The following is a 19,955-nucleotide window of genomic DNA, read 5'->3' on the forward strand; positions in this document are numbered from 1 at the left end:
GAGGCCGCCGGAGGCAATCATGACACGGACCTATCGGGTGGCAGTCGTCCCAGGCGACGGCATCGGCAAGGAGGTGGTGCCGGAGGGCGTCCGCGTCCTCGAGCAGGTCGCCAAGCGGCACGGCTTCGCGTTGCAGCTCGACTGGTTCGACTTCTCGTCCTGCGACTACTACCTCAAGCACGGCCGCATGATGCCGGAGGACTGGAAGGAGCGCATCGGCCGTCACGACGCGATCTTCTTCGGCGCCGTCGGCTGGCCCGAGAAGGTGCCGGACCACGTCTCGCTGTGGGGCTCGCTGCTGCTGTTCCGGCGCGAGTTCGACCAGTACGTCAACCTGCGCCCGGTGAAGCTCCTGCCCGGCGTGCCGTGCCCGCTGGTCGGCCGCAAGCCCGGCGACATCGATTTCATGGTGGTACGCGAGAACACCGAGGGCGAGTACTCGTCGGTGGGCGGCCGCATGTTCGCCGGCACCGAGCGCGAGTTCGTCGTGCAAGAGACGGTGATGACCCGCGTCGGCATCGACCGGGTGCTGAAATACGCCTTCGAGCTGGCGCGGCGGCGGCCGAAGCGTCACCTCACCTCGGCCACCAAATCCAACGGCATCTCGATCACCATGCCGTACTGGGACGAGCGCGTCGAGGCGATGGCCAAGGCATATCCGGACGTGCGGTGGGACAAGTTCCACATCGACATCCTGACCGCGAACTTCGTGCTGCATCCGGACTGGTTCGACGTCGTCGTCGGCTCCAATCTGTTCGGCGACATCCTGTCGGATCTCGGGCCGGCCTGCGCCGGCACCATCGGCATCGCGGCCGCCGCCAACATCAATCCGGAGCGCACCTATCCGTCGGTGTTCGAGCCCGTGCACGGCTCGGCGCCCGACATCGCCGGCCAGGGTATCGCCAACCCGATCGGGCAGATCTGGTCGGGCGCCATGATGCTCGACCATCTCGGCGAGGCGGAGGCGGCGGCCTCGATCCTTCAGGCGATCGAGCGCGTGCTCGCCGAGAAGACGCTGCGTACCCGCGATCTCGGTGGCAATACCGACACGGTGGCGTGCGGCAAAGCGATCGCCGCGGCGATCTGAAGCCCCGGTTCGGTCCGCTCCTGTTTTCGGGTGATCAGCTCGCCGTCGTTCCGGGGCGCGCCGAAGGCGCGAACCCGGAACCCAGCGACACACGTCATCCCGCGGCAAACTCTGGACTCTCGGCTGGATTCCGGACAGCCGCTTCGCGGCTTCCGGAATAACCACCAAAGGGATCAGCCGGAGTTCGTTCTGACTTGCCATGGCCAGCACAAGCCGGCCGTGGCGGTAGAGCGCGGGATAGCTCTCACGTCTCGTCGGGTGCCTCGCCCGGCGCGTCCTCCGCCGGCGCGTCGTCCGGCGGCTCGCGCCAGCGCCGCACCGTGCCGACATCGATGTCGAACAGGTCGAGCACGCGACCCACCGTGTGGTCGATCATCTCGTCGATCGAGGCCGGCCGCGCATACATCGCCGGCACCGGCGGATAGACGATCGCGCCCATCTCGGTGACGGCCGCCATGTTGCGCAGATGGCCGAGATGCAACGGCGTCTCGCGCGCGACGAGCACCAGGCGGCGGCGCTCCTTCAGCACCACGTCGGCGGCGCGGGTGAGCAGCGACGCCGTGATGCCGTTCGCGATCTCGGCCAGCGTGCGCATCGAGCACGGGCAGACGATCATGCCGGCAGTGCGGAACGAGCCCGACGAGATCGCGGCGCCGATGTCGCCCGGCTGGTACACCACGTCGGCGAGGTCGTGCAGGTCGGCGAGTGCCAGCTCGGTCTCCAGCGCCAGCGTCACCTTGGCGGCGCGGCTCACCACCACATGGGTCTCGACGGCGGTGCGGCGCAGCAGCGCCAGGAGCCGCACCCCGTAGACGATCCCCGAGGCCCCGCTGATCCCGATGATCAGGCGGCGCGGTGTCGTCGCGGGCATGGCGGGCTCTCCTATGGTGGCATCGCGGGCGGGTCGCACGGTGATCGGGCAGCGAGCGGCGGGGCGGCACCGTCCCGATACCGACGGAGCCGGGTTGCGGGGATTCGCTTTGTCTTTACCAAATTCTCAGGGTTGAGATGCAGTCTCGCAGGGTCGAAGGGGCCGTTTTCCGCCTTGTTCCTGCCCTATCTTCTTCCCACAAGGCCGGCAAATTCGGGCTGAAATCCGAGGGGAACGAGTTTTGCGCGCAACCTGTCTGCTCCTGCTCGTCGCCGGCATCGCCGGGTCGACGATCGCCGCGTCGACGGTGGACGCCAACGCCCAAGCCTATCCGCCCGGCCCGTATCGCCAGCCCGGCGCCTATGGGGCGCCCGGCCCCTATGGTGGCTCGCCCGCTCCGTATGGACGCCAGGTCGCCGCCGAGGACGACGACTACGCCGGCCCCGATACCGGAGCCGCCGCCGGCCCGTCCGATCTGCGCGGCCATCCCGCCGCCGCCCCGGTTCCGTTCGAGTCGCAGCCGCTGCCGCCGCCCGGTGCCGGCGCCGACTACGGCCGCGCCGCGCCGCAGCCCTCGCCCTATCGGGACGGCCAGCCCGCGCTGTTCCGTGAGCCGCCGCCGGCGTCCGGCTATCGCGACACCTATGTGGTGCCGGACTCCGGGCCGCCCGCGGCCGCGCCGCGGACGATCCTGCCCGGCGCCGCGGATGGGCCGATGCGGCCGCCCGGCGACATCGGGGGCCTGCCGGCCCCGCCGCCCAATCCCGGCTATGCGTCGGCCCCGCCCGCGCCCGGCTACGGGGCTCCGCCTCCCGGCTACGGCGCCGCGACCGCCCCGCAACCCGGCTACGGCACCCCGCAGCCCGGCTATGGTCCCTCCCCGTTCGCCGGCCGTCCGGCCGAGGCCGACCGCGCGCCGGTCGGGGCGCTCCCCGCCGGCCGCGGTCCCGGCGCCGGCGCCTATGCGTCGCTGCCGCCCGACTACCGTCCGGAGGAAGGCCAGCCGAAGGAGCTGCCCGCCCATTTCCGCCGCCAGGTGGTCGACTATCCGACCAACGAGCCGGCCGGCACCCTGGTGGTCGACACGCCCAACACGTACCTCTACCTCGTGCTCGGCAACGGCAAGGCGATGCGCTACGGCATCGGCGTCGGCCGCGAGGGCTTCACCTGGTCGGGGGTCGAGCGGGTCTCGCGCATGGCCGAGTGGCCAGACTGGCATCCGCCCAAGGAGATGATCGAGCGCCAGCCCTACCTGCCGCGCTTCATGGCCGGCGGCGAGAGCAACCCGATGGGCGCCCGCGCCCTCTATCTCGGCAACACCGTGTACCGCATCCACGGCACCAACCAGCCGTCGACCATCGGCTCGTTCGTGTCGTCGGGCTGCATCCGGCTGGTCAACGAGGACATCGAGGATCTCTATCGCCGGGTCGCGGTTGGTGCCCGCGTGGTGGTGAAGCCCGGCAAGGCGCCGGGCGGTGCCCAGGCGCCGGCTGCCCCGGGCCGCCCGCACAGCGCCGGCCTGCCGCAGGTCATTCGCTGAGCGGCCGACCGATCGACCGAAACGACGCTTCGACGGCCGGGCCTCGCCCGGCCGTTCTGCATTCGGAGCCGTGATCCGTTGACCGGGCAGCGACGCTGTCCCACCATCGCGGCGAGGGGGACGACGACATGACAGGCGCGACGAGAGGCGCGGCCGCCCGCCCGGCGGCGCTGCTGGTGACCATGGGGCTCGCCGCCCTGTCGCTCGCCGCCTGCGCGACGCCGTCGACGACGGCGCCCAACACCGCCCCGCTCGAGCTCGGCATGACGCCGGCCGCCGCCGCGGTGGCGCTCGACGCGCCGCTCGAGCCGATATCCGGGCCGCCCGGATCGGAGGTCTATGTGGCCCGCGTCCCGGCCGGGACGCCGGGCATCTTCACGGTCGACGGCCTGGTCTGGCTTCAGTTCCGCAAGGGCCGGCTGACCGGCATCAAGCGCGACTGGCATGTCGGCCCCAAGGGCGGGCTCCAGAGCCGTCCCTTCTGATTCGCGGGGCAGGTGGACGGCGATCAGGTCGGGAGCGATCAGGTCGGGACGCCGGCATTGTGCCGGCGCACCGCCGCCATGTCGGCATCGACCATCTCGTTCACGAGCTGCTCGAAGGTGACCTGGTGGCGCCAGCCGAGCCGCTCGCGCGCCTTGCTCGGATCACCCTGCAACAGATGCACCTCGGTCGGCCGGAAGTAGCGCGGATCGACCTCGACCAGCACGCGGCCGCTGGCGACGTCGGTGCCCTTCTCGTCGACCCCCTCGCCGTGCCAGGCGAGCGTGATGCCGGCGCGCGCGAAGGCGCGCTCGGTGAACTCGCGCACCGTGCGGGTCTCGCCGGTGGCCAGCACGTAGTCGTCGGGCTCGTCCTGTTGGAGAATGCGCCACATGCCCTCGACATAGTCGCGGGCATGGCCCCAGTCGCGCCGCGCATCGAGATTGCCGAGGAACAGCTTCGATTGGACGCCGGCCGCGATCCCCGCCACCGCGCGGGTGATCTTGCGGGTCACGAAGGTCTCGCCGCGAAGCGGGCTCTCGTGGTTGAACAGGATGCCGTTGGAGGCATGGATGCCGTAGGCCTCGCGGTAGTTCACCGTGATCCAGTAGGCGTAGAGCTTGGCGACCGCGTAGGGCGAGCGCGGATAGAACGGAGTGGTCTCGCGCTGCGGCGTCTCCTGCACCAGCCCATACAGCTCGGAGGTCGACGCCTGGTAGAAGCGGACCTGCTTCTCGAGCCCGAGGGTGCGGATCGCCTCCAGCAGCCGCAGCGTGCCGAGCCCGTCGGCATTGCCGGTGTACTCGGGCGACTCGAAGCTGACCGCGACATGGCTCTGGGCCGCGAGATTGTAGATCTCGGTCGGGCGAACCTCCTGGACGACGCGCAGCAGATTGGTCGAGTCGGTGAGGTCGCCATAGTGGAGCGTCAGCGGCACGCCCGTCTCGTGCGGATCGTGGACGATATGGTCGATGCGGCCGGTGTTGAACGACGACGAGCGCCGCCGCAGCCCGTGCACCACATAACCCTTGGCGAGCAGCAGCTCGGCCAGATAGGCGCCGTCCTGCCCGGTGATGCCGGTGATCAATGCGATGCGGTCAGCCATGGTGTTGCCCGTCGAGATAACGCCAGCCGGGCTAGTGCACGCCCGCGGCTCCCTGGGGACCACGGCTTTGCAGACTGCGCCCGGCAAAGCAAGGTTCAATCGGCCGGCCGGCCCGCCGAGCCCGGACGGGGCGGCGTCGCCGCCGGCGTCCCCGGTGCCGCGGAGTCTCCCGCCGCGGCGTGGCGGGCGAGCAGCCGCACCTGCATGAGGGCGAAGCCCAGGGTCAGCGGCACGAAGCCGAACAGCTTGAAGTTGACCCAGAAATCGGTGCTCTGCGTGCGCCAGACCAGCTCGTTGACGGCCGCCATCACAACGAAGAACACGGCCCAGCGCACCGTCAGCCGCCGCCACCCCTCCGGGGTGAGATCGAACACGGTGTCGAACACCATGGCCAGCAGCGGCTTGTCGCGCCACAGGCCGACCGCCAGCACGCCGGCGAACAGCAGATAGATCAGCGTCGGCTTGAGCTTGATGAAGGTCTCGTCGTGCAGCACGAGAGTGAGCCCGCCGAACACCACGACGATGACGGCCGAGACCATAGGCATCACCGGCAGGCGCCGGGTCAGCGCCCACGACACGCCGAGCGCCGCCACCACGGCGACCATGAACACCGCGGTCGCCGCGAAGATGCCGAAGCGGGCATTCGTCGCGAAGAACAGAACGAGCGGCCCGACGTCGAGCGCCAGCTTGAGTCCAGGGTGCAGGCGAGAATCGGACATCGGCGGAAATCCCTGATCGAGCGGGCGGAGGACCTATCACGCGGGCGGCGCCGGCGCCACCGGGCGGCGCGCTCGGTCGCAGGCCAAGAGGCCGATCACCGGCCGCGGGCGGCCACGATCGGTAGCCGGCCGCCACGCGTGTGACTGCGCGGCCACAGCCGGCGGATGTCCACGGTGAACATCGCGGCAAAATCATGGTTCGAAATTGACCGACCGCCAAAACGCCTCACACTGGCGAATCAGGGAGCGAGGCAACGCCATGTCGGATTTCAGGATCAGGGATTTTCTGGACCGGCTCGGGGGCCTGGGCCTGATGTTCTCGGCCACCCGCATGGCCGACGGCAGCATTCGCCTCAATCAGTGGCGCGGCATCAACTACTACGAGAACGAGGCCGAGATTCGGTCGATCTGGTCGGCCAGCATCGACGGACGGGAAGGCCGCCTTCAGGATGTCGCCCGCTATGTCGAGCTGACCCAGAGCCGCCCGCGCACCCTCGACGCCGCCTGATCGCATCATCGCCGTCTCTCCGTCCGCTCGGCTTGCCATGCCCGCCGGCGGCGGGCGCACGCCCGCGGCGCCGTGATCGCGCCATCGAATCGGCACGTCCGCCCCACGAAATCGCCCCTCCGGTCTGGTCGAACCATACCGGGGCATGACCGCGGCCGTCGTCCGATCGACCGCCGCGGAGGGGAGAGGCGGATGCGCGTGTGGGTGAGAGAGCTGGCCGTCGCGATGGCGGTGGGGGTGCTGATCGGCGGAGGGCCGGCGGTGCACGCCGCCCCGACCGACGCCGCCCCCACCCACGCCGAGACCGCCCACGCCGGACCGAGCCGCGAGACGGCCCGCGCCCCGACGCCCGCCTCGGCACCGGCACCCGCGACCGTCGCCACCCCGGCCCCCGCCGGGTTCGAATCCGCCGACGCGGTGCTGCGCTGGATGGCCGGTTACCGCGACCGGCCGGAGCCGGCCCGCCTGCCCGCCGCGCTCGCGACGCTCAGTGCCGCCGGCGCCTTGGCGATCCCGGAGCGGGCCGGCCTGCCGGTCGGCTTCCTGGCCGGCGTCCTCGCCGCCCAGCCGACCCGGGCCGACAAGCTCGTCACGGCGCTCGACCGGCTGCCCCCGCGCGACTCCTGGGTGATCGTCCGCGCCATCGCGTATTCGGGCCATCCCGACTGGAAGGGCCTGCTCGCCCGCACGGCGGCGCGGCTGCCCGCCCAGCGGGCCGCCATCGAGGGTTATGTGCAGGACCGCCTGCCGGTGCTCGACCGTCTCGCCATGGACGATCCGCCGTCGGGGTGGAGCCGGCTGCGCGCCTGGCTGCCGTTCGCCGCCGAGGCCGTGTCACCCCCCGCCCTCGAGGTCCGTCCCGAAGTCCTCGACACTCTGTGGGGCGTCTACTTCGCCACCGGCGACGCCGCCCCGCTGCGCCGCATCGTGGCGCTGCTGCCGTGGTGGCGCGAGCGCGACGACCTCCGCCGCCTGACGGTGGGCTGCATGGCGCGCTTCACCTTGGTGGCCAACGCCACCCGCGACCCGGCCCTGCTGGCGCTGCTGCGCGAGGAGGCGACCCGGCAGCCGGCCGCCGGCGCGGCCGATCTGCGCGACGCCCTCGCGGCCGCCGAGAGCGACGATCTCGCGCGGGTGCGAACCGAATCGCTCGCCGCCATCCAGGCGCTCGAGCGCAAGACGCGCGACCGCACCCCCCCCGACCGCAGCAAGACGCTGGAGCCGAGCCCCGCCGGCGATCGCCCGGCGGCCGCCCTCCGCCGCCCGCGCGGCGAGCCCGACACCTTCACGGCGGCGGCCGGAGCGCCGGTCGATCGCTGACGACGGGGCGACCCAGGCCGCCCGAGCCCCCACACTCGGCCGCGCCACGCAGCTTCGGTCATCGCCGAATCAAATCCGCCGGCGCGGCGCTGTCGAGCGCCGGCCGGCGGAGATCGTGATGAAACGACTGGATCAATGCTGCTGGCGCAGAGGACCGGCCCGTGGGCCGATCCGGTGACGCGGAGACGCGATTACTTCTTCTCGACCTTCTCGGCAGCCGCCTTGGCGTCGATGAAGTTGTAGCGCGGGTTGTTCAGCACGAAGGCGTGGACCGCGACCGCCACCAGAAGGGCGACGATCCAGATCACCGGCAGCCAGGTCGACGGATTGAGGACCAGCCAAATCTTGTAGTCGTCTTGCGGGTTGGCCATGACAGTTCTCCTTCAGCTCAGAACCACGGCTTCCACGCCCAGACGAGAACGTGGGCGAGAACGGCGATCACCACGAAGGCGCTGAACGTGGTCTTGAACTGCGAGTGGAACTCGAGCGCCTCCTGCTCCGTCAGGCCCGACAAGCTCCTGTTCAGATCAGCCATCTAGATACCCTCCATAAGGGTTTGCCAAGGAACGCCGTCCGTCGGCGCTCCACGCGGGTTTGCCGTGACGGAAATCGTCACGACCTTCTCTCCACCCGGCGACACCGGGCGAGAATGACGAGCGCACGCGATGTCGCTGGAGAAAGCACGTCCAGGCGAGCGACACTGAGCGGCACATTTCGTAGCAGAACCAGGGTCGACAAAGCCCGACCGCGGCCGGGTTAACGATCTCCACTGCCGATCCGAAAAAGCCGATACGGCAAAGCCTATCCGAGCTTGTGCAATCGAGATACGCACGGACCCGCTCTGTCGAAACGTGTGTAATGCTACCTTTACGGACCTATGTGTCAACGATGACCAATACGTAGCACGGCAGCATTACGGAAGTCGCGCCGGCGCGTTACGACGGTCGATCGAAGCACCTGCGCGCGAGCGTCGCGCGGCGGGGCAGGTCGGCCCCAAGCGAGGGTCGAGGGGACCCAGGGGCGAGCAAAAAACTGAAAACGCCCGGCACGGGCCGGGCGTCTCCACCACGCGAACGAAAGCTCGGAGGTCCCGGAGACCGGGCCGCGTCAAGTTACTTCTTCTCGACCTTCTCGGCCGCCGCCTTGGCGTCGATGAAGTTGTAGCGCGGGTTGTTCAGCACGAAGGCATGGACCGCCACGGCGACGAGCAGCGCCGCGATCCAGATCACCGGAAGCCACGTCGACGGATTGATGACGAGCCAGATCTTGTAGTCGTCTTGCGGGTTGGCCATTTCGAAATCTCCTTAGAACCAGGGCTTCCAAATGAAAACGAGGATGTGAGCAAAGGCGGCGAGCACCAGGAACGCCGTGAACGTGGTCTTGAACTGCGCGTGGAACTCGAGCGCCTCGTCCTCGCTCAACCCTGACAAACTCCTGTTCGGATCAGCCATCACGACTCTCCATGAGCAGGGCCGGCGACGGTCGTGACACCGTCCCGTCGCGGGCCGGGTGGATCTTCGGAAGATCGTCGGAGGTCCGGTGGCGCACGACGGCCGGATTCGGACACAGGTCCGGCCGGTGCATGTCGCAGACACGATGGCGTCTCTCCGCCGGACCCGACCTGCCGCCGCGACAATGACGCTCGACCAGGCCGGGCTTCGCGGAGAAACCCCCGCCGAAAACCATCGGATAACAGGCGATCTCCAACTGTACTGGAGGCTTTACACCGGCTCGTGTCAACACTCGTCACTACGTAACACCGCGCATCTATTCCGTAACTCCTCGGCGCTATCTCGGCGATCGTCGAGCGCCGTCATGCGGCACGCCGAAACCCATGGCACTCCCCGATAGCCGCGCGGCATTATGGTTTGATGAAGGCCCCACGCCGGACATCGGCGCAGCAGAGGAGAAAACTACGACGGACACGGCCAAAGCCCCGGACGGCGGCCGCAGTCGCCACAGACCATCCATCATGTTCCGGTGTTACGTATTAATTGTCGTTGACCCCGGCCGGCATCTTTCTATGCTCAGCGTCGCTAGGTAATAGCCTCTTATACTCTCCGTTTCGCCCCTCTCAGGTCGTTCAGCCAGACGGCGCGGGTGGAGCGAGACACCAAGCTGCCGGCGGACCGTTCACGCGGGTGCGTTATTGCCCGTCGTGTTCGGTCCCTCGGCCGTTGGAGAGGCCCGGTCGACGCGGCCGTCCCTGCGCTGCCTGTCTCTGCGCTGCCTGTCCGATCGACGCGGCCGCCGCCGCGCTGCTCGTCCCTGCGCTCCCTGGCCCCGTGTTCCCTGGCCCCGCGCACCCGGCGATGCGGTCTCGACCCGGTTCGCCGTCGACATGCGATCACGCAAGGACGCCGCGGGCAGCTCGCCCCCGCCCCGGCGGCCCGAGATCGTCCGCGTCAGCTACGGCGATCCGGCAGCCGGGCGCCCAGGGCGACGGCCTGCATGCGATTGTCGAGCCGCAGGCGGCGCAGCACGGCGGCGACGTGCAGCTTGGTGGTGTTCATGGAGATGCCCAGCAGCGCTGCGATCTCGGTGTTGCTCCGGCCCTGTCCGATCAGCGCCAGCACCTCGCGTTGACGCGGCGACAGGCTCGCCAGGTTCGACAGGCCCGGCCCGTCGTCAGCCCCTCCGCCGGAGGGCGGCGCCGGCCGCGAGCGATCCGGACCGGGCGGCGCCATGGACTTGAGGATGGTCTGCTCGATGGCGCTGACGATCCGATCCAGCTCGTTGCCCGGTTGGGCCGCGGTCGCGAGCGCCAGTGCCGTCTCGCTCGGCAGCAGGCCCGAAACATCGAGATGGAGCAGAACGATGTCCGACGGCGGCTCGCGGTCGTAGGGCAGCGCGACCACCAGGACGAGACCGCCGCCTCCCTCGCACAACCGCACCCAACTGAAGATCGGCTGCCGCCCGTCGCTCACATCGTGCAGGCTGCGGGCCTGCTCGGGCGAGCAGGCCCGGAAATAGTTCAGCCGCCCGAAGCGATCGGCCGTTCGCAGACCGGCGAGACCGGCGAGACGCCGCGAGGCCGCGTTCTCGTCACGCACCGATCCGTCCGGAGCCACGACGGCGATCCCGACCGGCAGAAGCTCGGACGACGTCATCCCATCGGCCAGATCGTACATCTCGGGCCTACTCCCTCCGCGGCGGACGCGAGGAGCGATCCGACGTGCGCAACGCAAGGTCGGTAGCGCGACGGTACTATAGGGAGCGCGGCCACGACCCAGATAGGGACCATCGCCCCTACACTCCCGCGGCTATCGCGTATGGTCGTACGGGCTAGAGCATTGTCCGGCGAAGTGGACGCCGGCTCGCCGTCGCCACTGCGATCAAATCACGATTTTCAGGACCGGATCGAAATCCGCGGTGACGCAACCTTGCGGACGGACGATCTCGGACGCGGCCATCAGAGCGGCACGCGCGCGAACAGGGTCGTGCCGCGATCGAGCATCGATTCGATCTCCAGCGTTCCGCCCACCAGCGACAAGCGTTCCCGCATGCCGAGCAGTCCGAGATGACGCGACGGCGATCCGGCCGGCGGCGCCTCGTCGATCACCATGCCACGCCCGTCGTCCTCGACGATCAGACGGGCGCCGTCGTGATCCTCCTCCAGGATGATGCCGATCCGGCGGGCCGCCGCGTGACGAACGATGTTGGTGATCGCCTCCTGGAGAACGCGATAGAGCGCCGACTCGATCGCCGCCGGCAATCGGCGTTCGAGGGCGAGGTGAAGATCGAAGTGGAGCCCGCTGCGCGGCTGCCATTCGGCCGGGATCTGACGGATCGCCTCCTGCAAGCCGAGATCGTCGAGCACGGTGGGCCTGATCTCCCACGCCAGCCGGTGCAGCTCCTCGCTGATGCGCACCGTCAGGCCCTTCATCGACGCGACATCGCCCGCAATGTCGCCACCCGCGGCCGCCGCGCGCGTGACGGCATCGAGGCCGAGCTGCAACAGCGTGAGCGACTGGCCCAGACTGTCGTGCAGCTCGCGCGCGATGCGCCGGCGCTCGGCCTCCTGGTCGTTGACGACGCGGCGCAGCACCTCGGACAGCTCGGTCTCGGCGATGGCCCGGCGCTCGGTCTCGTGCTTGAGCTGGCGCGCCGTCGCCTCGGTCTCGATCAGCCGGCGGTCGAGCTCGGCCAGCGCCTGGGCGTTGCGCTCGGCGTACCGCATGGTGCGTTCGAGCAGCACATGATCGAACTCGCCCTTGACCAGATACTCGTTGGCGCCCGCCGCGGTGGCGGCCCGGTCCACCGCATCGCTGCCGAAGCCGGTGAGCACGATCATCGGCTTGAGAATGCCGTGCGCGCGCGCCACCCGGATCAGGTCGAGCCCACTCTCGGGGCCGAGCCGGATGTCGACGAAGTAGAAATCGTGCGCATCGGCGGCGATCGCGGCCGACGCCTCGCCGTAGCTCGCCACCCAGTCGAGCGAGCGGTCGGGTCCCGGAATCCGTCGCAGCATCCGGCCGAGCGTGAGGAACTCGATCTCGGCGTCATCGACGAGCAGGATGCGACGGGCCGCCGTCACGGCCGTCCCTCCAGGCTGGGCAGCGAGGCGGTGGACATCCAGAACTGCCACAGCGACGAGATCTTGGCGACGTAGTCCGGGATGCTGGCCGGCTTGACCAGATAGGCGTTGATGCCGATCGAGTAGGCTTCGGTGATGTGCTTCGGGCTCTCGGAGGTCGACAGCGCGATCACCGGAAGCTGCCGCAACCCGTCGTCGGCGCGCAGGATGCGGATCACCTTGCGGCCGTCCAGGCGCGGCATGTTGAGGTCGAGCAGCACCAGCGCCGGCACCGGCGCGGCGCCCGCCGCCGCGAACGGCCCGCGCCGATAGAGATAGTCCAGCATCTGCTCGCCGTCGTCGACGAAGCGCAGATCGGCCTTGATGCCGGCCCGCTTGAACACCTCCTGGAGAATGAACTTGTCGTGGTTGTGATCCTCCGCCACCAGCACGGTCGGCGCGGCACTGTCGCGGGTCATCGCACCAAGCTCTCCAGAGCGTCGAAGCCGCGCAGCGGCAGCACGACGGTGAACGTCGAACCCGCCCCGGGTCGACTCGCGGCGGTGATCGACCCGCCGTGTCGCTGCACGATCTTGCGGCAGATCGCCAGCCCGATCCCGGTGCCCTCGTACTCGTCCGGGCCGTGCAGCCGCTGGAACGGCTCGAAGATCTGCTCGCGGTACTTCTCGTCGAAGCCGATGCCGTTGTCCTCGATCGAGATGCGCACCCGCCGCGCCGGCTCGCCGGTCGCGGCGCGCTCGCCGTCGGGCGCGGCCGCGCCCGCTTCCGTCACGCTGCGCAGCGTGATCATCGGCCGACGATCGGGGTGACGGTACTTCACGGCATTGGAGACGAGGTTCTGCAACACCTGCCGGATCTGGCTGCGATCGCACAGAATCTCCGGCAGCGGCAGCGCCGTCACGGTGGCGCCGGTTTCCTCCAGCACGGGCCGGAGATCGGTCAGCACGTCGGCGAGGACCTCGTCGAGCGCCACCGGGGCCAGTGGCCGTGCCTGCCGGCCGACCCGCGAGTATTCGGCGAGGTCGTTGATCAGCGCCCGCAGGCGCCGGGACGACGTCTCGATGCCGCCCACCATGGCGCCGAGCCGGCCCTCCGGGTCGGGCGGCAGCCCCTCCTTGAGCAGCCCGGCGAACGCCTCGATGTGGCGCAGCGGCTCCTTCAGGTCGTGCGACGCCACATAGGCGAAGGATTCGAGCTCGTCGTTGCTGCGGGCGAGCTGACGGTTGACGCCTTCCAGCTCCTCGGCCTTGCTGAGGATGACATCGACCACGAGATCGCGGATCTCGCCGGCCGCCACCACCTCGTGCGGCTGCCATGGTCGTGCGCGCCCGCGCACCACCTCGCGCCACGCCGCGAACGAGGCGCGCGTCTGCAACCGCTCGCCGAGCGGCCCGATCCGCACCGGCTTGTGCGGATCACCACCCCAGGTGACGGTCTGCGCCACCTCGGGACGGAACCACAGCATGAAGCTGGCGGAGGCGCGGCCGAGCGGCACCGCGAGCACGCCGCTGACCTTCTCGGGCTCCGGCGCGAAGGCCGGATCAACGGCCGCGATGCAGTCGGTCTCGAACACGTCGCGCGACTCGCGCCGCACCAGCCAGTCGACCAGAGCGGCGATCGCGGCCGGGGTGGGCGTCTGCCCGTAGCTGGTGCTGCCGTCCGGCCCCGACAGCGCGAAGCCGGTCGCATCCATCAGAGCCAGCATCTCGTCGCCACCGCGCAGCAGGCCCGCATGCAGCTCGCGGCGGCCACCGAGCTCGTGCAGCAAGCGCTGCTGGATGGTGCGCACCCGCACGCTGTGGCGGCTGATGGCCGCCTCCTCCAGCACCGCGATCTGCCAGGTGAGCACCTGGGCGATCAGCTCGCAGGCCTGCCGCACCTCGAAGGACACGAAGCGCGGCAGCGTGTTGTGGCAGGAGATCAGGCCCCACAGGCGGCCGTCGCGGACGATCGAGATCGACATGGCGCCGTGCACCGCCATGTTGACCATGTACTCGATATGGACCGGCGAGACGCTGCGCAGCACGGCGTGACTCAGGTCGATCGGTGCGCCGGTCCTGGGATTGCGATTGGGCACCAGCGGTGACGGCCGGTAGCCGATGTCCGGGATGATGCGGACCGGGTTCGCGGTGTAGAGCGCCCGCGACTGCGCCGGAATATCGGAGGCCGGAAAGCGGAAGTCGAAGAGCGACGGGATGGTGTCGACCCGGTCCTCGGCGATCACCTGGCCGCTCCAGTCCGGCGCGAAGCGGTAGATCTTCACCCGGTCGAAGCCGGTGATGCGGCGCACCTCGCCGGCCGCGACGGCGCATGCCTCGTGCAGATCGCCCGCTGTCTGCAACCGGCGGATCGCCGCCCGGATGCCGCGAAAGAACGTCCCCGACGGGCGTGGCAGGTCGTCCCGCGGCTCCAGCTCCAGGATGGTCAGGCCGTCGTGGCGATGCAGGATGGCGTCGCAGTCGCGCTCGCCCGCCGTGGTCCGCAGCCCGACCGGCAGCGGGTTGAGGGTGGCGAGATCGTCGTGGGCCAGCGCGGCGACGATCTGGGCCACGCCCGCCTCGGACAGGTGGGCCGCCAATGGCGCCCCCAGCACCGCGTCGGGCGGCCACCCGGCCAACGCCGCGACGCTGGCACTGACCGCGACGGCACGCAGCTCCGGCTCGACGAAGGCGAGCAGCACGCCGTGCGGCTGCACATGGCCGGGTACGTGGATCGGCTCGCGGTCGCAGCTCGTCAGGTCCACCGCGACGTCGGCGCCGGTCGCCGGGCTCGTGGGATCGGCCATGGCGCAGTCCCTTGTTCCTTCACTGTGTGCCGAAGCCCGGGCCCGGCGTCTCGTCGGCGGCGGGCAGCGGCAGCGAGAACCAGAAGGTGGCGCCCTGATCGGGCGCCGTCTCGACTCCAACCTTGCCGCCGTGGCGTTGCACGATCTTGCGGCAGATGGCGAGCCCGATGCCGCTGCCCTCGTACTCGTCGGGTCCGTGCAGGCGCTGGAAGGGCTCGAACACCTGATCGGCATATTTGGGATCGAAGCCGATGCCGTTGTCGGCGACGCAGATGCGGGCGAAGGTCTCGTCGGCCCCGTCGCGATAGGTCCGCTCGCCGCTCTCCAGCGCCGAGATGCGGATGCGGCAGGGCCGCGCCGGATGCCGGTACTTCAGCGCGTTGGACAGGAGGTTCTGCAACACCTGGCGCATCTGGTTGCGATCGCAGCGCACCACCGGCAGCCGCTCGCAGGTGACGGTGGCGGCGGCCTCGTCGATGCGCTGCCGGAGATCCGCCATCACCTCGTCGGCGATGTCGCCGAGATCGGCCGGCGCCAGCGGCTGGGCCTGGCGGCCGAGCCGCGAGAACTCGGCGAGATCGTTGATCAGGTTGCGCAGCCGCCGCGACGAGCTTTCGATTCCGCCCACCATGGCGCTGAGCCGATCGTCGCCGGACTGGCGGATCGACTCGCCCAACAGGCCGGCGAACGCCTCGATGTGGCGCAGCGGCTCCTTGAGGTCGTGGGAGGCCACATAGGCGAAGGATTCCAGCTCCTCGTTGCTGCGGGCGAGCTGGGTGTTGACGCTCTCCAGCTCCTCGGCCTTGCGCAGGATCACGTCGATGACGAGATCGCGCAGCTCGACGGCGGCGACGATCTCGTGCGGCTGCCACGGCACCGCCCGCCCGCGCGACTCCTCGGTCCACGCCGCGAACGACTTGCGGGGTTGCAGCCGGTCGCCGTCGGGACCGATCTCGACCGACTTCTCCGGGTTGCCGCCCCAGCGCACGGTCTGCGCCACCTCGGGGCGGAACCACAGCATGATGCGGCGCGGCGGCGTGCGCGACAGCGGCACGGCGAGCACTCCGCTGGCAACGTCCGCATAGGCGGCCGCCTCCGGCAGCAGGGTCGACAGCCGGTCGGTCTGGAACAGCTCGGAGCCGTCGGTGCGGCTCGCCCAGTCCACCAGCCGCTCGATGGCGGCGTCCGGCGGCGTGCGGCCGATGGTGGTGACGGCGTCGCGGCCGTAGAGACAGAGCCCCGAGGCGCCCATCAGCTCCAGCAGGGCCTCGCTGTTGCGGATGAGGCCGGCGCGGTGGTCGCGCAGCTGCTCGATGTCGCCCAGCAGACGGCGCTGGATCGCCTTGCCTTCGAGGCTGTGGCGAGTGACCGCCTCCTCCTCCATCACGCCGATCTGCCACGCCAGCACCTGGGCGACCATCTCGCACGCCTGGCGGGCGTCGTGGCCGATATGACGCGGCGCCCGGTTGTGGCAGGCGATCAGCCCCCACAGGCGATCGCCGCGCAGGATCGACACCGACATGGTGCCGCGGATGCCCATGTTGCGCATGTATTCGAGGTGGATCGGCGACACGCTGCGCAGCACCGCGAAGCTGAGATCGAGGGGACGGCCGGTCGCCGGATGGCGATCGGGCACGATCGGGGACGGCCGGTAGTCGATATCGGGGATGAGCCGGATCGGGTTGAGGGCGTAGAGGGCGCGCGCCTGAGCCGGGATGTCGGATGGCGGGAAATGCAGTCCGAGAAACGACTCGATGCCCTCGTGGCGGGATTCGGCGACGACCTCGCCGCTGAAGTCCGATGCGAAGCGATAGATCTTGACCCGGTCGAAGCCGGTGATGGCGCGGACCTCGCGGGCCGCCGCCGCGCAGGCGTCGCCCAGCGTGCGGGCCGCCTGGAGCCGGCGGATGGCGCCGCTGGTTCGCCGGAAGAAGGCGTGCGCCCCTTCGCTGTCGGGGCCGCGCGGCTCGAACTCCAGCAGCACCAGGCCGTCGTGCCGATGCAGCACCGCGTCCAGCCCGAGCTCGCCACCTTCCCGCCGCTGCATGGCGACCGGCGAGGCGGCCGGCCCGTCGACCTGGTGCAGCAGCGTCCGCAGCCGGCCGATGCTCGCCTCGTCGAACACGGCGCCGAGCGGCCGATCCAGCACCGCGTCGGGCTGCGGGCCGATCAGCGCGGGAAGGTTGGCGCTGACGCCGACGATCCGCAGGTCGGGCTCGCCGAGCGCGAACAGCACCCCGTGCGGCTGGATCGCGCCCGGGACGTGGATCGGCTCGCGGTCGCAGCTCGTCAGGTCCAGGGCGACGGCTCGGGTTTTTCCGGCTCCGATATCGATGCTCATGCGTTACGGCTGCGCCCCTTCCGTCTCGTCGCCTGTGCGCCGAGCGCCGCGGCCCGGCCGGCTCGCCCGTCACTCATGGTCGAACCACCCCTTGCCGAGCACGTATCGCACGATCTCGACGCGCGAGTGGAAGCCGAGCTTGCCCATCGCGCGGGTCTTGTAGGTCTCGACCGTCTTGATGGCGATCCCGAGCCGGCCCGCGATGGTCTTGTTGCTGTAGCCCGCCGCCGTGAGGCAGAGCACCTTGATCTCGCGGTCGCTCAGCTCGGGCTCGGACAGCGCCGACCCGCCCTCGGCCGCAGGAGCCGCAGGATCGGCCGGCCCGGCGGCCCGCGCCCGCAGGGCCGGATCGAGATAGGAGCCGCCCTCGGCGACGGCATGCACGGCGCGCAGCAGGTCCTCGCCGACCGAGCGCTTGAGCACGTAGCCGACGCCGCCGACCTCGAACAGCTGCCGCAGATAGGCACCGTCCTCGTGGACGGTGAGCGCCACCACCTTGCAGTCCGGACAGTCCTGCCGGAGGTGCTTGGCGACATCGATGCCGGCGAGCCCTGGCATCGAGAGATCCAGCACGGCGATGTCGGGGGCGAGCGCCCGGGCCAGTCGCACGGCGGCGCGGCCGTCGCGCGCCTCGCCCACCACCTCGATCGCGGGGTCACCGAGCAGCAGCGCCTTGACGCCGGCCAGCACGACCGGATGGTCGTCGGCCAGCAGGACGCGGAGCTTCTTGGCAGCCACGGTCGCCGTCCTCGGTTCGACACGACCCGACGGGATCGTTCCCCAGGCGCAGGGGCGGGATCGTCCCGCCCCACTGTAGTGGGGCGACCCGGCGTTCGGAACGGCGTCTTGGCACGGACTTCTACCTACGCGGCCGGCTCGGCCGCAGCGGCAATCGATGCTCTAAGCTGTTGAAAAGATTGGAGCGGGTGAAGGGAATCGAACCCTCGTCATCAGCTTGGAAGGCTGTTGCTCTACCATTGAGCTACACCCGCCCGCGGTCCGGCCCGATCGAAACGTCACGCGGCGGACACGGACGATGGCCGACGAGCGGCCCACCGGCTTCTCGCACAAGCCATGCACGACTGCAACCAACGCCATGCCGCAGCGTCGCACCCGCCGCGGGGCGCACCTGCCGCGGGGGACCGCCTGCCCCGCATCGCCCACCCCCGGGGGCTCCCGCCCCGACACGATCGCGGTCGAGCGGCCCATCCCGCCGGCTTCGAGAGACCGGAGCCCGGGGCCGGATTCCAGGGGCGCGCCGGGCGGAACGCCCGTGCGAGCGACATCGAACGACCCGATGCCGGGCAGGGCCGCCATTCCCCCAGGAATGGCGCGCCCGACACGATTCGAACGTGTGATCTTTGCGTACGGAGCAATTAGCCTGCCCATCCCCATTCCACGTTATCAAGCGGACTCCGATCCAACTGGATCGTTTTCCGCGCTAGAAGTCCTTGGCGTGGTCGCGTTTTCGACGGCGAACCGTTCTACTTCCGCTCGACAATGCTGTAGAGATCAGCGTGGCTTTCGCTTGGGGCATGACGCGACCAGACTTCCAGCTGGTCCAGGATATGAACGAGGCTGGCTCCAGCCGAGGTAAGGCAGTAAGTGACGCTTCGCGGAAATGTTGACGTCGGCGAGCGAGTCAGAAGGCCGCGCTTCTCCAAGCCGAGCAATCGCTCGGTCAGAACTTTCGGCGCAACACCGGGAAGGCACGCGGCGAGTTCGCCATAGCGCTTCGCGCCATGCTTCAAATGCCAAAGGATCAAGGCATTCCAGCGATGACCCAGGAAGGACAGCCAGTCCTCGACCGGACATTCTGTCGGCCGCCGGGGTTTGGGTGATTCCAAGTCCATGCGCTCGTCGGCAAAATATCGCCTCATCCGACGATCCTTCCCGTTTGGTTAGTCCTGCTCGACCGTGATTACGGTTCCATCGTCATGGATCAGGAGCAAGACTCATGTCGTTCAACGTGACCGAACCCCAGCGCATGAACGAAGCTTTCGCGCGGGCCTTCAACACTCGGAAGATAGATAACCTGCTCGGTCTCTACGAGCCGGCGGCCGTGCTTTTGACAGACGGAAGCGGAGAACGCTGCATCGGCCTGTCAGCCATTGCCCCGGAACTGGCAAAGCTCTTGAAGGCCCCCGGTGTCATGACGTCGCACAACAACTTTTGCGTCGTTCACGACGATCTCGCCCTGCTTCGCGCCGACTGGAAGCTGACGACCGAAGACGGTGGCGTGATCGCGGCGGGGAGTTCGGCGGAGGTCGCCCGGAAGCAGCCAGACGGGCGATGGCTGTATGTGATCGACCATGCGGCGGGTGCCTGCCTGCCGCGCGTCGGCGATTGACGCCAGCCCGCGAGTAACACGCGATGGGCATGATCCCTGTCGCAGTCTCTCCCGGCATTCTGACCCGAGACCTTCTTCTCCTCCGAGCCGAGGAGAGTCCTCGGTTATTTCGGACGAGCGGCTGGCCAGCGGACACCCTTCTTACGGAGCCGAGAGGGTCGACAGCTCGAGCCGCCTTGAGTGGCGTACGAAATCAATGCTCGATCACCCGGCTTCACGCCGGAACGAAATCTGGGCTCTGCCCGTAAAGGAGGGACGACTTCGTGCGTATGTGTGGGGGGCCACGCTCTGATATATGAGCCGCTTAAC

At 69.5% G+C, this 19,955-nt stretch carries 19 protein-coding genes, 1 tRNA gene and 1 pseudogene; 6 read left to right on the top strand and 15 right to left on the bottom strand.

Annotation, left to right across the window (positions count from 1 at the left end; translation table 11 throughout):
• The first annotated feature begins 19 nt into the window (after positions 1–19).
• Complete coding sequence (locus tag ACFQUV_RS13380) at positions 20–1,087, top strand: tartrate dehydrogenase (protein WP_165363831.1); 1,068 nt, start codon at positions 20–22, stop codon at positions 1,085–1,087.
• A 244-nt stretch (positions 1,088–1,331) separates the two neighbouring features.
• On the opposite strand, the gene ACFQUV_RS13385 is transcribed toward ACFQUV_RS13380, so the two are convergent.
• Positions 1,332–1,958 carry a UbiX family flavin prenyltransferase gene (locus ACFQUV_RS13385; protein WP_129608469.1) on the bottom strand — a complete coding sequence of 209 codons (627 nt, stop codon included), beginning with the start codon at positions 1,956–1,958 and terminating at the stop codon, positions 1,332–1,334.
• 241 nt (positions 1,959–2,199) lie between these two features.
• Here ACFQUV_RS13385 and ACFQUV_RS13390 point away from each other — a divergent pair, with 241 nt between their 5' ends.
• Positions 2,200–3,498 (top strand): L,D-transpeptidase, encoded by a 1,299-nt coding sequence (locus ACFQUV_RS13390; protein WP_244601514.1) that lies wholly within the window; start codon positions 2,200–2,202, stop codon positions 3,496–3,498.
• 128 nt (positions 3,499–3,626) lie between these two features.
• Positions 3,627–3,983 carry a hypothetical protein gene (locus ACFQUV_RS13395; protein ID WP_129608470.1) on the top strand — a complete coding sequence of 119 codons (357 nt, stop codon included), beginning with the start codon at positions 3,627–3,629 and terminating at the stop codon, positions 3,981–3,983.
• Between the two features lie 38 nt (positions 3,984–4,021).
• Here the strand turns inward: ACFQUV_RS13395 and gmd are convergent, their stop codons facing one another.
• Both gmd and ACFQUV_RS13405 read right to left on the bottom strand, forming a co-directional pair.
• The gene (gene gmd / locus ACFQUV_RS13400) at positions 4,022–5,086 is read right to left on the bottom strand and encodes a GDP-mannose 4,6-dehydratase (RefSeq protein ID WP_129608471.1); all 1,065 of its coding nucleotides are present in this window, start codon (positions 5,084–5,086) and stop codon (positions 4,022–4,024) included.
• A gap of 95 nt (positions 5,087–5,181) precedes the next feature.
• Complete coding sequence (locus ACFQUV_RS13405; RefSeq protein ID WP_129608472.1) at positions 5,182–5,805, bottom strand: septation protein A; 624 nt, start codon at positions 5,803–5,805, stop codon at positions 5,182–5,184.
• A 259-nt stretch (positions 5,806–6,064) separates the two neighbouring features.
• Here ACFQUV_RS13405 and ACFQUV_RS13410 point away from each other — a divergent pair, with 259 nt between their 5' ends.
• Together ACFQUV_RS13410 and ACFQUV_RS13415 are read left to right on the top strand one after the other, a co-directional pair.
• On the top strand, positions 6,065–6,313 hold the full coding sequence (locus tag ACFQUV_RS13410; RefSeq protein WP_111384101.1) for a hypothetical protein: 249 nt from the start codon (positions 6,065–6,067) through the stop codon (positions 6,311–6,313).
• A 192-nt stretch (positions 6,314–6,505) separates the two neighbouring features.
• Positions 6,506–7,633: a hypothetical protein gene (locus ACFQUV_RS13415; RefSeq protein ID WP_129608473.1), complete on the top strand. Its 1,128-nt coding sequence runs from the start codon at positions 6,506–6,508 to the stop codon at positions 7,631–7,633.
• A 191-nt stretch (positions 7,634–7,824) separates the two neighbouring features.
• Here the strand turns inward: ACFQUV_RS13415 and pufA (ACFQUV_RS13420) are convergent, their stop codons facing one another.
• From pufA (ACFQUV_RS13420) to ACFQUV_RS13475, 12 genes and pseudogenes are all read right to left on the bottom strand, one after another.
• On the bottom strand, positions 7,825–8,004 hold the full coding sequence (pufA, locus tag ACFQUV_RS13420; protein ID WP_129608474.1) for a light-harvesting antenna LH1, alpha subunit: 180 nt from the start codon (positions 8,002–8,004) through the stop codon (positions 7,825–7,827).
• Between the two features lie 23 nt (positions 8,005–8,027).
• A pseudogene (gene pufB, locus ACFQUV_RS13425) lies at positions 8,028–8,168 on the bottom strand (light-harvesting antenna LH1, beta subunit); the annotation flags it as partial.
• Between the two features lie 577 nt (positions 8,169–8,745).
• Positions 8,746–8,925 carry a light-harvesting antenna LH1, alpha subunit gene (gene pufA, locus ACFQUV_RS13430; RefSeq protein ID WP_111384105.1) on the bottom strand — a complete coding sequence of 60 codons (180 nt, stop codon included), beginning with the start codon at positions 8,923–8,925 and terminating at the stop codon, positions 8,746–8,748.
• Positions 8,926–8,937: 12 nt separating this feature from the next.
• Positions 8,938–9,084, bottom strand: a complete 147-nt coding sequence (gene pufB, locus ACFQUV_RS13435; protein WP_111384106.1) for a light-harvesting antenna LH1, beta subunit — start codon at positions 9,082–9,084, stop codon at positions 8,938–8,940.
• A 954-nt stretch (positions 9,085–10,038) separates the two neighbouring features.
• A complete protein-coding gene (locus ACFQUV_RS13440; RefSeq protein ID WP_207211422.1) occupies positions 10,039–10,764 on the bottom strand; it encodes a helix-turn-helix transcriptional regulator in 726 nt (241 codons plus the stop codon).
• Positions 10,765–11,045: 281 nt separating this feature from the next.
• Positions 11,046–12,170 (bottom strand): ATP-binding protein, encoded by a 1,125-nt coding sequence (locus ACFQUV_RS13445; protein WP_244601515.1) that lies wholly within the window; start codon positions 12,168–12,170, stop codon positions 11,046–11,048.
• Positions 12,167–12,628 carry a response regulator gene (locus ACFQUV_RS13450; RefSeq protein WP_129608475.1) on the bottom strand — a complete coding sequence of 154 codons (462 nt, stop codon included), beginning with the start codon at positions 12,626–12,628 and terminating at the stop codon, positions 12,167–12,169. The genes ACFQUV_RS13445 and ACFQUV_RS13450 overlap by 4 nt, the downstream gene beginning before the upstream one ends.
• Positions 12,625–14,955, bottom strand: coding sequence for an ATP-binding protein (locus ACFQUV_RS13455; RefSeq protein ID WP_129608476.1), 2,331 nt, complete (start codon positions 14,953–14,955; stop codon positions 12,625–12,627). Before ACFQUV_RS13455 ends, ACFQUV_RS13450 begins: the two co-directional genes overlap by 4 nt.
• Before the next feature lie 19 nt (positions 14,956–14,974).
• Entirely contained in the window at positions 14,975–17,296 is a 2,322-nt protein-coding gene (locus ACFQUV_RS13460; protein ID WP_129608477.1) for an ATP-binding protein, read from the bottom strand.
• A 69-nt stretch (positions 17,297–17,365) separates the two neighbouring features.
• On the bottom strand, positions 17,366–18,034 hold the full coding sequence (locus ACFQUV_RS13465) for a response regulator transcription factor (RefSeq protein WP_129608478.1): 669 nt from the start codon (positions 18,032–18,034) through the stop codon (positions 17,366–17,368).
• 180 nt (positions 18,035–18,214) lie between these two features.
• Positions 18,215–18,288, bottom strand: a tRNA-Gly gene (locus tag ACFQUV_RS13470).
• A gap of 492 nt (positions 18,289–18,780) precedes the next feature.
• Positions 18,781–19,176, bottom strand: a complete 396-nt coding sequence (locus tag ACFQUV_RS13475; RefSeq protein ID WP_244601477.1) for a helix-turn-helix domain-containing protein — start codon at positions 19,174–19,176, stop codon at positions 18,781–18,783.
• Between the two features lie 77 nt (positions 19,177–19,253).
• On the opposite strand from ACFQUV_RS13475, the gene ACFQUV_RS13480 reads away from it, so the two are divergent.
• Positions 19,254–19,646: a DUF4440 domain-containing protein gene (locus ACFQUV_RS13480; protein ID WP_244601478.1), complete on the top strand. Its 393-nt coding sequence runs from the start codon at positions 19,254–19,256 to the stop codon at positions 19,644–19,646.
• The last annotated feature ends 309 nt before the right edge of the window (positions 19,647–19,955 follow it).

It is taken from the genome of Rhodoplanes sp. P11, from assembly GCF_964266735.1.
Lineage (GTDB): Bacteria > Pseudomonadota > Alphaproteobacteria > Rhizobiales > Xanthobacteraceae > Rhodoplanes > Rhodoplanes serenus.